Here is a 14,063-nt window from a genome sequence, read left to right as displayed (position 1 = left end):
TCACATCATGTGATTAAGCGAGAGGTATTGGTCAAAGGCCTAATTTGCTTTAATCAAACTCCGTATATTCAGGACATACCATGCGACCTTATTGAAGGCGCATGGTAACTGGCAGCAATGCCATGAGGAAAGTTGTGTTAGTCGTTAAAAACGCAATGAGACTTGCAAAGCGGTTAGTTTTTACTCTGGTCGTAACATGTAAATATAAGCTTCAGTCATATTACCATCGCTAAGCTTTACAGGAACAAGTACTCGCTCGTAGGCTTCACCTTCAAACTGATCAAGCTCTTCCCAGTGAGCAGACAGGTTCTCTGAGCTAAAAACAAAGCCATTAATCTCATCACCATTTTCGTCGAGATCGATACCCGGATAACCCATCTCTGCCCCCCAACCAGCTTCACGCAATTTTCCGTTAACTGTAGCGTCTGCCCATGTTCCACCTATCGCTTCCATCACATGCGCATTTGGGCGGCCAGGCCCCAGAGTTCCGTATACGAAGAGTTTTTCCATTGTCCTACCTCAACAAAATCAGCACTTATTTCGTTACAAATCACGCATAAGTGCAAAACATAACGTTTTACACCTTAACGGTTAGACGTTGTCGATGCCATATGAAGCATATTGATAGGACATGTCATGTTCAGAAAACCTCTATGACAAGGTCAAGATAATACAAAACAACAACCATACAAAAACTCTTATCAGGGCGTATTTTTCGTTGACTATAATGATCTAAGTATCATTAACCCAACAGTGGAAGGTGATGATTATATGGCAACTGAACTAGACGCGTTACTGCCTGAACTAAAAGAGTTTTCGATTCCGGACGTTCCGTTCAAAGTCGTAGACCCGGTAGAACTACCAAACCAGACACGTAAAGCCTTCGATGAGTTCATGACAGATGCATCAACTCCTGCGGCTTTTTGTGTATACAGCCACGACTATTCTCGTTTTTGCCACATGGTTCGCAATGGTGAGATCACAATAGAATAGATGTCACAAAGGCTGCCATAAATAAGCAAAAGGCCGCAATTGCGGCCTTTTTAATGAGAATTCATTTATACTTCTGAATAAATTTACAACATTAGATAGCAATACCCGGTTGATCCAGGCTTATACCACGAGCTTCTACACTATCAGCAAGCCCTTTGTTATAAGCGGCAAGGCGTTCTAGAGTCTTTTGCTCTTTCAGCTTTTGGGTTTCACGTTGCACAACTTTCATTAAGCTACTCGGGGATTGCTTGCCCGAATCATAGTAATGTTCAATAGCATTACCAACTGTGAAGTAATAAATCGAAACTTCTGTAAGTAGCTTTGGTTCAATCTCAAACATCGATTCTGAGTTTTTCGATGCCTGAAATACATAATCATTAAGCTTAATGCCGGCAAGATGTTCATTGTAGACATAACGTTCATTCTTCACGCGCTCAATGTATTTGTCCATATTGTGAACATTAAAATCCAGCTCTTTATACATTGATTCGGCGACAAAATAGGTGCTTCTGTCTGCTTTAACAAGATCAAGTTTCAATGCAGCGTCAAAGCCAACCACTGCTGCGTAATAAACACCGATAATAGTTGCAGCAATAGTAAAAAAGTGCCCGACCCAATATGCCGGCGAACGTAGTTCATCCATTAATAAATCTCTTAAATTACATCAAATATTCTGAATGTAGATGCTACCGATACTAAACCAAAGTAACGGTAGCAGTATGCTTTTACTGATTAAGACTTAAACTCGGCATCCAGCACATCCTGAGCAGGTTTACTGCCCTGTGCCGCTGCTTTTTCAAGCCATTTTTTAGACAGCTTAAGATTCTGTGATACACCTTGCTGCTGCAGATACATGATACCCAGCATGTATTGAGAATTCATGTGGTTATCTTTAGCCGCCTTTTCAAAGTGATTAAAGGCTCTGTAGTAATCTTTAGCTTTAAAGTACTCAACACCTTTGGCGTACAGCTCTCGGTTATCCAGGTTAGGAACATAGTAACGCGGAGCCTTCGCAAGACCTTCATCATAAAGGAACTGCAATTCAGTGGCAGCCTGCTCGCTACCGTTTGAATAAGCTTTTAGCAGCCACTGGTGTGCTTTTTTAATGTCCTGCTTAACCGCACCATTGCCATAACGATAATACAAACCAATCACGAACTGAGAGTTTGAGTCCGGTTTACGTCCACCTTGTGCTTTTACATATAGCTTAAAGAACTCTCTCAGTTCTTTTTTGCTTGCATCATCTTTTGCTGTATCAATCCACGGCGTAACATGGTTCAACTTACACTCAAAAGCGTTCGTAGCCAGTTGCTCAGCAGATTTTGCAGTATAGGTATTATAAGCTCGTACCTCGTTCAACTTACAATAAGCTTTGAAGTTACCTTGCTTATCTGCTTTTTTGTACCAATATTTCGCGGTAGTCGGATAACGAGATTCAAGACGATAAGCCAACTTAAACTGAGACTCAGCATCTCCTTTTTCAGCAGCGAGTTTACCGTCAATATCACGTTTATAGTTTCTCAGGTAACGAATAGCTGATTTATACCCTTTGTCAGAAAGCGCCTGGAGTACCTCATAAGCGTCAGAGTATTTATAAAATTCATTCTTAGGCTTATACAGTTGATCATCAGCATATTTCTCTGATTTAAATACAACAACAGCCCTATCGTACAATTCCTTATCTGTTCGCTCAGCTGCACTCGCAGAGAAACAGAAAAATAATAAAAAAAGTGATAAATATTTCATTATTAATGCTCAATTATTAATTCAAGAGAAGTTCAAGTTCTTCATCACCACATGAGTATTTATTGCTAAAGTCGATAGCATCACTACTGTACATATAGTTAATGGCTTTACTGTAAGAGTCTGTTTGCTTCAGCTCTTGGAACAACATTTTTGATGCCTCACAAACATCGCCAAAATCAACACGCTTCTTGTAAACGGCAAAACGTGCTTTCGGCTGTATCAGCAGATTGGCAACAAACGAAGATTCGTTCTCTGCAATTTTCTGATTAAGCTCATCAAGGGAATGAACGGACTTATCAATGTAGTAACTGTACAGTTCTTCTTCATTCATCGTGTTCTGTTTCGCCAATTTTAAGAAATCTTTGGCGACATCCCTCCCCTCATCTAGAAGAAGATAACCATGAATAAGAGCCATCAAGGAATAATTGGCATTTTCATCTGTTTTAGCACATGAATCCAACGCATAACCGACACCTCTCGGATCCTTGATCTTTTCGCCGGTAATACCAACCGTCTTATAAGGCGCATCAGCCGCACTCGTCATAACGATTTTCATCTGACCAGCATTTATATTACGTAAAGAAGGATCCAGGTTATACAAGCTAGTTTGATAGTCAGTAATCAAATCAAAAACATAACGAGGAAATTCACCATCACCACACTGGATATTGCTGTCATTGCGTCTTAACCTACCGTAAACAGCATCGCGGGCAGAAGAATAGTCATGCTGCATGTTGCTTCGCTCCATAGAGAAAAGACCCAAACGTATTTTCGCCAGCATGGTGTCTACAGAATCTGTAGGCATCTTCTCATCAATGTAACGTTGTAAGCGTTTAATGTAGGCTGCATCTTTTTTCTTGGCCGATTGTTGCTCAAGGCTTAGCACACCTTCAAATTTGAAATATGGTGATTCCATATTTTCAATAACGGCTTTCGCCATATCTCGCTGGCCAATAGAAACCAATGGAGAAATCAATTGTGTCGCGTAGTAATCACGCTGCCACTGACTAACATAACGACGAGCACTACTGGTACAGGAGCGATAAGCATCCATAGCCAACTCGCCGTATACAGAATCTTTCTCCTGACCGAGGAAAAGCTGAATAGCATTAAGAATAGAATCATGCCCCTGATTCAATTGAGGCACACTTCGCGCTGTTTCACACTGCTCAACGCCGGTTTTCAAGGAAACAAAGCCCAAACAAGATAGTGTTGGTGTGGTTTCACACACTTTATCGTAATACGAACTTAGCTCGTTAATATAATTCTTGCGAACTACCGCTGGATTAAAATTACCAATTGATTGATTTGATAATAACTTTATTGCATATTCGGAATCCGAATACTCTGCATAGATTTCATTTAAATTTTTAAAAATATCCTCGTATTTATCTAACCTCTGCTTCGTCGATAAATTGTCACCAATTTTATTAAAGTCTTGCAACATTTCAGACATCAACTCATCAGCACCGCTGGCCTGAGTCTGAGCTGAGCACAAAAATGTTCCGCACATAATTAATATTTTACATATTGTCTTATTCATTGCCTAAACCACTGCGTTAAATGGATGTGCATGCGGATATAATTCCACGCATGGAATATCTATAATCAATCAGTAAAATACCAACAAATTGAATAGAAACTTTGACATCAATTCAATTAAACGTGCAGTCAAACAGATATAAGTCAGCAAAAACCATTATTGTTGTATACTTTTCAAACAACAGTTTACTGGTGATAATTCCCTATAATATCAACCAGATCTAACCAAACATCACCGCTACTGATATAATCCATTCCCATGATTCTGTGAGCTTTTCTGTTTGATGACCCTTCACAATGCGGTTTCAATTCTCTATCTCGCAGACAGACATTTTACTCTGACCAAACGTATAATCTGAAAACAACAGGTACTGACTTATGAAAACAGCCGAAGAATTCATTGAGCTGCTGGAACTAGAACAGCATGTTGAAGGCGGCTACTACCGCTCGTCTTTTAAGTCTGAAAGTGATTTCGACGAAAAGCGCTCACTGTGGACCAGCATCTATTTTCTACTTAAAACAGGTGAAGTGTCGCACTTCCACCGTTTAACTGCTGATGAAATGTGGTACTTCCATGCAGGTGAATCGCTGACTATTTATATGATCTCTGAAGACGGTGAATTGACAACAGCGCAGCTCGGCCTTGATATTGCTAACGGCGAACGCCCTCAGGTTCTTGTACCTAAAGGCTGTATTTTCGGTTCTGCAATGAACAAACCGGGATACTCTCTGGTCGGTTGTATGGTATCACCGGGCTTTAATTTTGAAGACTTCGAATTGTTTAGTCAGGAAACGCTATTGGCTGACTACCCTCAGCACGAAGAAATCATTCGTCGCTTAAGCCGTAGTGAAAACAAATAAAGCGCGATATTAATTCAACAAAGCTGTATTAATTAAAAAACAGCTTCATGTTAAAGGACAGACACTGAGGTGAGGTTACCAAATAACTGTGCCTGTCCTTTCCTCATAGAATGCAATATTACTTAAGGTACCCCGCCACAAGCTCTGCAGTATTTTTAAATAACAAAAATTCTTCCGGTTTTCTTCCCCTTGCTATAGGAATCCACTGATCACCACTTTCATCTGTAGCTCTGATTTCGGCGCAAAGCTCGTATTTCTTCATGGTAAAAACAGCAATGAGAGCTCCAACCAGCATCAAAATCGGCCCTGTTATTGGCAGAATAATCCAACCAAACACTGACAAAGCCAGTGAAATAGACAATATCCGAATCAGTTGATCTTTCAGCCTTAGTTCTTTGGCTCGGATGTTAAGCATTCTTGAAAGCCTGTATTCTTCCTTATTAACAACCAGAACACTGCCTTTCAGGTACATATTCGATTTTTTATACATCGATTTCTCTCTTCATTAAATGACTTACAAAAACTTCAATTCAAACTAAATCAGTGCGATTTAACGAAGACAGACAAACAATACAACAAACAAGCCTATGATAACTATGACTTCTAGCTCAATTCATAACATTTATCATACTTATGATTCCCTACACACCAAAAAGCATCTGTGATTAAATACAACAAAGCGGTGCACCCCATTACAAGTTGCACCCCCTAATCTATAAAACGTTCTATTGAAGAGATGATTTCCAGCTCAGGACACCGTCATACTCTGTACAATTAAGCACAGCATCAGGTGCATTAATAATATAAACCTGTTGTTTTGCCGAAACAGGATATGTCAGATACTCAGAACATTTAGCACTCTGTCCGTTTCCAACTACAATTTTGGTGTCCGGCTTTAAGGTACAACTAACCATTTTGTCCAACGGCGACCACTGATAACAGATTTCGTAATCTTCTCGGTATTGTGCAACACTGCCATCTGGCTTATTGAACGCCCACCACTTTCCATACCGGCTATTGGGGTTAGTGCTATTCCATGCGCGATAGATTTTGACTTCTGAATCAGACTTACTGACATAAACCTTACCCTGACATAACATACCCTTCTCCGGCTCACCTAAAGCCTCATTGAGCAACTGTTCATCCTGCACTGGCTCAAACTGCACTGCAAGTACCGAAGGTAAATCTGAACTGCCTTCACAAACCTGACTGGTAACAAAATCACTTTCTTCCTGATAACTTGCACAACCCTGTAATAGAAGTAACAAACCGCCAAGCAAAATCCTTTTCATATCCTATTCCCTTCTCGTTTCAACAATTACTGCCAAACACTCAGGAATACCGCAAAACTTCCCTTAAGAACCTATGATTAAACTCTTCACTATCTCTGTCTTTCCTCAAGGCAACAAAATATAGAGGAACATAGTGATAATAAAACTGTACAAGAGTAGCGAAGAAAGCGACTCCGACTGGATCACAATGTATAAGCAAAATCGGGGTTCTATTTGAAAACGAGCACATAAAAAAAGAGCCCCTTATGAAAGAAGCTCTTTATTTAAAACAATACAATTATGACTTGGTATATTACGCGATAATCGCTTTAATCATTTCACTTAGATTTTTCGTAGGACGACCAATTAAACCGCTTAATTCGCTACTATCGTCAAATAATCCCCCTAGCGAAGCACCAGCATCAGAATTTGCAAGTAATGCCGCAAATGGCTCTGGTAGCCCAGCTCCTATAAGCGCCTCTTTAAATTCATTTTGAGGCAGATTCACATAAGGAATTTGCTTGCCTGTTTCACGGCTAATTACCGCAGCTAGATCTGCAAGTGTGTATGACTCATCACCAGCAAGCTCATAAACTTTGCCAGCTTGAGGCTCTTCCGATGTCAAAACCACAGCAGCCGCTTCTGCATAATCATTTCGAGATGCAGAGCTAATTTGACCTTCACCCGCACTACCAATAAATGCTCCATGCTCGATGGAAGGCGCAACACTTGCCAGGTAATTTTCCGTGTACCAACCATTACGAAGTAACACAAATGGTACTTTGTTTTCCTTCAAATACTTTTCTGTTTCAATGTGCTCTGTAGCTAATCCTAGAGGTGAAATATCTGCATGCAGTAAGCTCGTGTAGGCAATAAGAGATACACCTTCGTTTTTCGCTGCATCAATCACATTTCTATGTTGCTGTGTTCTTTGGCCTACCTCACTTGATGAGATCAACAGTACTTTTTCTGCACCTTCGAATGCCTTTTTTAGAGTTTCCGGCTTTGAATAGTCTGCTTCACGAACTTGTACTCCCAGGGCAGCTAAGTCACTTGCCTTTTCAGGCGTACGTACCGCCGCTACAATTTCTGAAGCATCTACTTTACTGATTAAGTGTTTGATAACCAGACGACCAAGTTGACCATTAGCACCTGTTACAACAATCATTTTCTAACTCCATACATGTCTTTTCTGTCTGGCGATAACTATATCGTTTCGAATTTGATTGATAATTACCATTCAAATAAACTAATAGTTAACTCTTACTAAACTATGTATAAGAAATGATTTCACTAGATGACATGATGGTGTTTACCCGGGTTGTCGAAACTCAATCTTTTACCAAAGCAGCCGATCAGTTAGGAATTGGTAAAGCGCGCGTTTCTCAAATAGTTACCAAGCTGGAAAAAGAATTAAACACTCGCCTGCTTCACCGGACAACACGCTCTCTGTCACTAACTGACACTGGATTAGGTTACTACGAAAAGTGTCAAATGATTCAAGAGCTGGCAACCCAAGCCAACACTGAAGCGCAGAAATTCAGTAGTGAGCCTAGTGGTCTGATACGAATTTCAACGCCGATAGGCAATGCAACTTACACCAATATCTTCAGTAAGTTTCTCAACCAATACCCACAGGTTCAGCTTGATTTGTTGGAAAGTGATAGTTATAGCGACTTAATCGAATCTCGCTGTGATATTGCAATCCGCGCTTCTTCAGCTCTTGAGGATTCCAGCCTGTATGCCACAAGAATTGGTGAATTTAATGATATTCTTTGTGCATCACCGGATTACATAAAGCGTTTTCATGAACTAAAGTCAGCACAAGACTTGCTAAAACTCGACTGGATTAGTCACCATATTGTCCACGGTGATAAGCAACTGCTCTTAAAATCGTCACAAGGCGAAGTCGTTAAACTGAACATGAAACCCAAAGTGCAGGTACGCACCACTAACACCTTGAAAGACTTCCTGATCAATCATATAGGATTTGGTGTTTTGCCAGACTTTGCGGTTAAAAAAGAACTGGCAAGTGGTGAACTAGTCAGAATCCTCCCAAACATTCACGATGTTACGATTCCTTTATATGCCGTCTATCAAAACAAAGCATTAATGCCGTTAAAAACACGCACCTTGATTGATTTTCTGAAAAAAGAAGGCGAAGCATTAAAAAAGGACGTGGTTCATAAACAATAGTGAAAAGTTAATAAGCTATCACCTACTCGTACAATGCAAATTGTTTGACTACAAGGGATAAGTAAGGACTCAATTTACAGCTTTAATTCAGCCCCAATACACGCACCGATATAAACACTGATGCATATATCACACTTCTCGCTAAAGTTGATGTTCTCTCGGAATTATTAACTAAAATTCTATGTGATTTTAGTTACCTATCCAAAGGAGAAACACGGATGTCATGTTCTAAAACTCATTCTCATCCCGAACATGTGCACGGACCTGATTGTGGGCACACCGCAATACGTCATGGTGGTCATGTTGACTACATAGTCGATGGCATATTGCATCACCCTCACGGAGATCACTGTGACGAGCACGTCATCGATGTCAGTGAAAGCAATCCCAATGAATGTAATTCCGCTTATTCTTGTGAAGAGCATATGCATGGGCCTGGATGTGGTCATGAAGCCGTCAAACATGGGGATCATATTGACTATATTGTTGATGGTCGCTTGCACCACCAACATGGTGATCATTGTGATGATCATGGGCCAGTAGAAATTGTTTCTGACCAAGCATAAGTATTAGTATTTCCAAATATCTCGCTACGATATTTCGATGAATAACTAATAATGCAGACAGAGTTCTCGTAGCTAAACTTAGTGTAAATTCTGCAAACAATACTGACTGGTAGTTTCTGCCAGTCAGCTTTTTTGTAACTCATTCACGAATTGGGGCATTTTCGGTTAAAGGATATTCGTAAAACACCACCAGCCCATCATCAGACTGCTCAACAAAACCGAGTTTCAACAACAAACTCGAAGAAGCTTTATTACTTTTATCGGCACCACCCACTAACTTAACCCACTTTTTCTCTTCGCTCGCCTTATTAATAAAGCCACTTAGAAGTTCACTCGCATACCCTTTCCCCCAATAAGACTCGCCGAGGAGGTAACCAATATGCGCATCGAGGTCGTGTTCAACATAAGCAAATAAGAAACCAATTATTGTGTCCAGACCATTGTGTTTTACCACGAATAACCGACTCTCAGATACCATTCGCTCAAACCATCGCTGAGCATCAGACGGTGAGGTAACACCATGAAAATAAGGTGGAAGGTTCTTCACTACTGATGGTGTAAGTAATTCCGTTACACGGTCGAAAAGCTCTGTTAGCTCAAGCTGAGCAATATCATCCGATATTTCAGATACCGTCAATCTGGATGTTGTATATTCCATAATCATTTTATTCGCCAAACTCAGTGATGATAATTACATTATGGTATCAACAAAGGACAGATGACTCTGATTGACAGGATAAATATAGCTACCATCATCAGCCAGACCATCGGTTAAATGAATACTGCCGCTTTTCGAAATAACGACAGCTTCAATATTATCCTGCTTATTTAAATAACAAATACTGTCTGTCACTGTTGATAGAAAACCTGCTGTACTCCATATTTCACCATCAACAGAGTGTGGTGAAACAATAGTAATGCTGGCTATATCCGTTGAAATCGGCATGCCTGTTTGGGAATCAAGAAGATGGTGATATAGCTGCCCGTTGGTATGGAAAAAACGTTCATTAATCCCGGACGTAACGATGGACGCACCTTTTAGTGATATAGCACGTATGATAGTGCCACGGTCTGCTAAAGGATTCTGGATACCAACTGTCCATGCCTGATGAGGGTTATCCGGTGAATGCCCGATGGTCAGCACATTGCCACCTAAATTGATAAAACCACTTTCAACCCCGTTGTTAATCAACCTTTTCTTGATTTCATCGGCAAAGTAACCTTTAGCAATAGCCCCTAAATCAATTTCCATTCCTGGCTGACTCAAGTAAACCGACTGCTTTTGATCATCTAATATGATGTTTTCAGGTTCAACCAAGGATAACTTTTTCGAAATATCTTCCTGAGCGGGGACCCTTGCATCTTTGAAACCGATGCGCCAGGTTTTCACCAGTGGGCCAATAGCGATATTGAACGGATTCACTCTATCTTCACTAATCGTTTTAGCCATTTTTATTAATTGAAAAAGATCATGCTCAACTGGCACTGGAGCAATGCCCGCGTTTTTGTTGACCGTCATCAGCTCAGATCCTGGCTGATTTACAGTGAAACGCTCGGAATATTTATTAAGCTGATGATAGGTATCTTTAATTAGCTTTTCACCATCACGATGGTAAATAAGTAAATCAATAAAGGTACCCATCATCTGAAATCTTGACTGAAACTTAACCATCTTAATTACACTTAATATACACGTTATAAATAGTAAAAAGGGAAGCAGAATGTATCTATGCTTCCCTTTTGGTTTTATTGATATTAAATCAAATCAGCGGCACTCTCTCCGGCAATTCGTCCATAAGTGAAGATATCAATCAGGGCATTACCTCCCAGGCGGTTCCCGGCATGTATCCCACCAGCAACTTCTCCTGCGGCGTATAAGCCAGGAATGATGTCACCTTGTTTATCGATAACTCGTGCACTGGTATCGATTTTTAATCCCCCCATCGTATGATGAACGGATGGCTTGCGTGGGGTTGCATAGAAAGGTGCCTGCTCTACTTTCAGGCCGAAAGCGCTTTTATGGAATTCCGGATCGCTTCCCTGGTCCACAAACTCATTGTATTTTTTAATTGTCTCTTGCAACTCGGCTGCCGGGACACCAATTTTTTCAGCCAAAGCTTCAAGCGTATCGGCCTGAAAGATAATTCCTTCTTCGATTTCTCTTTCGATAGTTTCATCAGAAGTATTCGCCGCTGTCTGACGAATCCGCTGATCGGCAATCATATAGATTAAACCGCCATTATCGAGAAATGCGTTAGACAAAACATCACGACTTTCACATTCGTCAATAAAGCGTTTGCCCTGCTTATTAACAAAAACGAAGTTCTCAGGCGGTACAATCAGTCCGGTCAGCAAGGCACCAGATTTGGGGTCACCAACAGGCATTAGCTGTGTGAATCCCATACCAACCAGCTCGGCGTTAACCTTTTCACCAATTTCAATACCATCCCCCACTAACGCCGGCGAGTTAGTGGTTTTAATATCATCAGCAATGTCATTCCAGTACGTATTGTACTTTTTAATCATCTTCGTATTAGCACCGAAACCACCAGAGGCAAGTACCACACCATGATTAACATTGAAGATTAACTTTTTGCCATCAGCCTGCTGAGCTTCAATACCTACGACTTTATTATTCTTGACGATCAGATCGGTCGCCCGCGTATCAACCATGATACGTCCGGATTTTTCTAAAACTCGTTTTTGCAGTTTATCGATAAACTCAACGCCTTTAGGACGCTTAGGTTTATGAGCTCGACGCCAGAGTGCACCAACAGGAATTTCAACCACACTGCGGTCAAAATCAATACCCGCTTCACTCAGCCAGTGTATGGATTCCATCGAACGATCGGTTAGTGTCTTGACCAAATCATAATCGCCATAAATGGTCTGACCGTTCAGATCCGTTCTTTTACCGCCGAGATAGCTCTGAATACGGTGCAACTCCACAGAATCGAAAAGGTAATGCTTTCCACTTTCTGTCGCTTTGAGATATTCAGCAATCTGCTGTTTCAATCTCTTAAAATCTGTAAGGTATTCGGCTGTGAATTCTGATTCCGGAGTTTTAGCAAGCGCAATCAGGTTTTCTTTCTCACCCGGTAGCGGCGGAAATTCACTCTGCCATTCTGGTTCAGCAGCATTCACCCACCCGCCGGTACGGACAGTATTGCCACCAATCGCAGGGAACTTCTCCAGCAAAATAACAGACTTGCCTTTATCGAGCGCAGACAGCGTAGCACTCAAACCTGCACCTCCACCACCGACAACAACGATATCAACTGTCTCTTCAACCACTTCTGAAGACCACTCAACCGCTGCTTGTGCCTTACAACGCAGTGCTTCTGAATTTCCTCCGGCCAGATCAACAGCATTGGCAACACCATCCAGTACCGCCTGGCTGCTGACCGTTGCGCCAGAAATAACATCAATATTCAGCGTTTGCCCGTTGATGATCTGCTGAGGTATACGTTCAAATGCAGGGTTCGCGATTCCATCAGACTCTTTTGAAGAATCAACAGAAATATTTAGGATTTCGTCTTCCGAAAACGAAACTGTAATCGGTAAATCACCGTTATGCCCACGACCATGCGCGGTATACTCGCCAGGATTAAAATGGATTTTGACGTTTTGTAATTCTTTGATACGTTGATGCTTCAGGGCTTCAGCTTTGCTATCAACGATCATGTAATCCATGATTTGCCATAAAGGGGTCGGGATTTTAAGCTCTTCCTGCTGTGCAATATCAGCAAATTGCGCACACTGTTCTGAGTTGAGAGCCTTCGTTGCCCATTCTGGTTCAACCAAATAACCTTTACCAACGCTAACCATATCGTAGCCCTGTGCGAGTGCTTTTTCTGCATCTTCTCGTTGAGCGATATTACCAACGCCAATCACCGGCACTTTAGCGACATTTTCTGACTGCAATTTACGGTATTTAGTAATTAGCAACTCTTTATCGTCAGGCTCTACAATGGAATTTCTAGCCCAGCTGCCCATAGAAAAGTGGAAATAATCCAGGCCATGAGCGGCTAATTTATCCAGGAGGTACATTGAATCGGAGAAGCGAATACCTGGCTCTTCAATTTCCTCTGGTGAAAAACGATAGCCGACAATGAATCCCTCTTTCTTATGCGATTTTACGATCTGCTTTGTCTTTTCCAGAATCGCTAAAGGGAACGTGGTTCGTTTTTCAATATTCCCGCCCCACATGTCGTTTCTACGATTTGAATGAGGAGAGAAAAATTGCTGAATAAGGTAGGTATTTGCACCATGGATTTCGACACCATCAAAATTGGCTAAGATGGCTCGGTTCACTGCATCACCAAATTTCTCAATCATTAATTCGATCTGTTCTTTGGTCATTTCCAGTGGTGTTTCTGCATTATCCCTAAGCGCGGCAACAGGACTGGCAGAAATAGGCTGATGTCCCCCATTATATTCAGGGTTAGCCATACGACCTGCATGATAAATCTGTAGGATAGCTTTTGAGCCTTTCGCTTTAATCGCTTCGGCTAGTTTTTTTAAACCCGGAATTTTGTCATCGCTATCAATACCTAGAGCGCCAGGAAACGCTCTACCGTAATTTTCAACAAATGCGCTTTCAACAATAACTGCGCCAGCGTCACCAGAGCGCATTGCATAATACTCGATCATTTCCTGAGTAACACTGCCATCAAAAAAAGCAGACTGAATCGTCATTGGTGCCATAACAATACGATTCTTTAGCTTTCCACCAGACTGAAATAACATTTCACCGACTAGCTGGTCCATTAATTCGCTCCATTCCTACAGATTGATCTTGACATGAAAGAGAGCATCTCCCTCACATCCTAATCCTGCGAATCTTATAGACTTATCATTATGAGTAAAATGAATGTTTGTCATATTT

Annotated in this window: 14 protein-coding genes; 4 read left to right on the top strand and 10 right to left on the bottom strand. The window is 41.2% G+C overall.

The genetic code is table 11. From position 1 onward, the window contains the following. Nucleotides 1–180 precede the first annotated feature (180 nt). Nucleotides 181–510: a gamma-glutamylcyclotransferase family protein gene (locus AACQ93_RS08165; RefSeq protein ID WP_064603781.1), complete on the bottom strand. Its 330-nt coding sequence runs from the start codon at nucleotides 508–510 to the stop codon at nucleotides 181–183. Between the two features lie 261 nt (nucleotides 511–771). On the opposite strand from AACQ93_RS08165, the gene AACQ93_RS08160 reads away from it, so the two are divergent. Next, entirely contained in the window at nucleotides 772–993 is a 222-nt protein-coding gene (locus AACQ93_RS08160; protein WP_064603778.1) for a hypothetical protein, read from the top strand. Nucleotides 994–1,084: 91 nt separating this feature from the next. Here AACQ93_RS08160 and AACQ93_RS08155 read toward each other — a convergent pair whose 3' ends face one another. The 3 genes from AACQ93_RS08155 to AACQ93_RS08145 form a co-directional block, all read right to left on the bottom strand. Next, entirely contained in the window at nucleotides 1,085–1,636 is a 552-nt protein-coding gene (locus tag AACQ93_RS08155) for a hypothetical protein (RefSeq protein ID WP_064603776.1), read from the bottom strand. An 89-nt stretch (nucleotides 1,637–1,725) separates the two neighbouring features. Further along, nucleotides 1,726–2,667 (bottom strand): tetratricopeptide repeat protein, encoded by a 942-nt coding sequence (locus tag AACQ93_RS08150; RefSeq protein ID WP_198160108.1) that lies wholly within the window; start codon nucleotides 2,665–2,667, stop codon nucleotides 1,726–1,728. A gap of 88 nt (nucleotides 2,668–2,755) precedes the next feature. After that, nucleotides 2,756–4,282 carry a hypothetical protein gene (locus AACQ93_RS08145; RefSeq protein ID WP_157097531.1) on the bottom strand — a complete coding sequence of 509 codons (1,527 nt, stop codon included), beginning with the start codon at nucleotides 4,280–4,282 and terminating at the stop codon, nucleotides 2,756–2,758. Nucleotides 4,283–4,659: 377 nt separating this feature from the next. Here AACQ93_RS08145 and AACQ93_RS08140 point away from each other — a divergent pair, with 377 nt between their 5' ends. Then, nucleotides 4,660–5,142, top strand: coding sequence for a cupin domain-containing protein (locus AACQ93_RS08140; RefSeq protein WP_064603767.1), 483 nt, complete (start codon nucleotides 4,660–4,662; stop codon nucleotides 5,140–5,142). A 118-nt stretch (nucleotides 5,143–5,260) separates the two neighbouring features. Here AACQ93_RS08140 and AACQ93_RS08135 read toward each other — a convergent pair whose 3' ends face one another. The 3 genes from AACQ93_RS08135 to AACQ93_RS08125 all read right to left on the bottom strand — a co-directional run bounded on the left by AACQ93_RS08135 (nucleotide 5,261) and on the right by AACQ93_RS08125 (nucleotide 7,581). After that, complete coding sequence (locus tag AACQ93_RS08135) at nucleotides 5,261–5,632, bottom strand: hypothetical protein (protein ID WP_064603764.1); 372 nt, start codon at nucleotides 5,630–5,632, stop codon at nucleotides 5,261–5,263. A gap of 235 nt (nucleotides 5,633–5,867) precedes the next feature. Beyond that, on the bottom strand, nucleotides 5,868–6,434 hold the full coding sequence (locus AACQ93_RS08130) for a hypothetical protein (RefSeq protein ID WP_064603760.1): 567 nt from the start codon (nucleotides 6,432–6,434) through the stop codon (nucleotides 5,868–5,870). 292 nt (nucleotides 6,435–6,726) lie between these two features. Then, entirely contained in the window at nucleotides 6,727–7,581 is an 855-nt protein-coding gene (locus tag AACQ93_RS08125) for an SDR family oxidoreductase (protein WP_064603757.1), read from the bottom strand. Nucleotides 7,582–7,697: 116 nt separating this feature from the next. On the opposite strand from AACQ93_RS08125, the gene AACQ93_RS08120 reads away from it, so the two are divergent. Together AACQ93_RS08120 and AACQ93_RS08115 are read left to right on the top strand one after the other, a co-directional pair. Then, complete coding sequence (locus AACQ93_RS08120; protein ID WP_064603754.1) at nucleotides 7,698–8,609, top strand: LysR family transcriptional regulator; 912 nt, start codon at nucleotides 7,698–7,700, stop codon at nucleotides 8,607–8,609. Between the two features lie 218 nt (nucleotides 8,610–8,827). Then, nucleotides 8,828–9,175 (top strand): hypothetical protein, encoded by a 348-nt coding sequence (locus AACQ93_RS08115; protein WP_084419063.1) that lies wholly within the window; start codon nucleotides 8,828–8,830, stop codon nucleotides 9,173–9,175. Nucleotides 9,176–9,314: 139 nt separating this feature from the next. Here AACQ93_RS08115 and AACQ93_RS08110 read toward each other — a convergent pair whose 3' ends face one another. The 3 genes from AACQ93_RS08110 to AACQ93_RS08100 all read right to left on the bottom strand — a co-directional run bounded on the left by AACQ93_RS08110 (nucleotide 9,315) and on the right by AACQ93_RS08100 (nucleotide 13,945). Next, on the bottom strand, nucleotides 9,315–9,839 hold the full coding sequence (locus AACQ93_RS08110) for a GNAT family N-acetyltransferase (protein WP_064603748.1): 525 nt from the start codon (nucleotides 9,837–9,839) through the stop codon (nucleotides 9,315–9,317). A 27-nt stretch (nucleotides 9,840–9,866) separates the two neighbouring features. Beyond that, nucleotides 9,867–10,853 (bottom strand): FAD:protein FMN transferase, encoded by a 987-nt coding sequence (locus tag AACQ93_RS08105; protein ID WP_304441021.1) that lies wholly within the window; start codon nucleotides 10,851–10,853, stop codon nucleotides 9,867–9,869. A gap of 77 nt (nucleotides 10,854–10,930) precedes the next feature. Further along, a complete protein-coding gene (locus AACQ93_RS08100; RefSeq protein ID WP_064603743.1) occupies nucleotides 10,931–13,945 on the bottom strand; it encodes a flavocytochrome c in 3,015 nt (1,004 codons plus the stop codon). Nucleotides 13,946–14,063 lie beyond the last annotated feature (118 nt).

Origin of the sequence: Photobacterium sp. J15 (genome assembly GCF_963870815.1) — a bacterium.
In the GTDB taxonomy this organism is placed as follows: Bacteria; Pseudomonadota; Gammaproteobacteria; order Enterobacterales; family Vibrionaceae; genus Photobacterium; species Photobacterium marinum.
This window is presented reverse-complemented; position numbering and strand designations above follow the sequence as displayed.

Coding starts and splice junctions, on each gene's coding strand:
- AACQ93_RS08165 (WP_064603781.1), bottom strand. CDS start 510: ATGGAAAAACTCTTCGTATACGGAACTCTGGGGCCTGGCCGCCCAAAT.
- AACQ93_RS08160 (WP_064603778.1), top strand. CDS start 772: ATGGCAACTGAACTAGACGCGTTACTGCCTGAACTAAAAGAGTTTTCG.
- AACQ93_RS08155 (WP_064603776.1), bottom strand. CDS start 1,636: ATGGATGAACTACGTTCGCCGGCATATTGGGTCGGGCACTTTTTTACT.
- AACQ93_RS08145 (WP_157097531.1), bottom strand. CDS start 4,282: ATGAATAAGACAATATGTAAAATATTAATTATGTGCGGAACATTTTTG.
- AACQ93_RS08140 (WP_064603767.1), top strand. CDS start 4,660: ATGAAAACAGCCGAAGAATTCATTGAGCTGCTGGAACTAGAACAGCAT.
- AACQ93_RS08135 (WP_064603764.1), bottom strand. CDS start 5,632: ATGTATAAAAAATCGAATATGTACCTGAAAGGCAGTGTTCTGGTTGTT.
- AACQ93_RS08130 (WP_064603760.1), bottom strand. CDS start 6,434: ATGAAAAGGATTTTGCTTGGCGGTTTGTTACTTCTATTACAGGGTTGT.
- AACQ93_RS08125 (WP_064603757.1), bottom strand. CDS start 7,581: ATGATTGTTGTAACAGGTGCTAATGGTCAACTTGGTCGTCTGGTTATC.
- AACQ93_RS08120 (WP_064603754.1), top strand. CDS start 7,698: ATGATTTCACTAGATGACATGATGGTGTTTACCCGGGTTGTCGAAACT.
- AACQ93_RS08115 (WP_084419063.1), top strand. CDS start 8,828: ATGTCATGTTCTAAAACTCATTCTCATCCCGAACATGTGCACGGACCT.
- AACQ93_RS08110 (WP_064603748.1), bottom strand. CDS start 9,839: ATGATTATGGAATATACAACATCCAGATTGACGGTATCTGAAATATCG.
- AACQ93_RS08100 (WP_064603743.1), bottom strand. CDS start 13,945: ATGGACCAGCTAGTCGGTGAAATGTTATTTCAGTCTGGTGGAAAGCTA.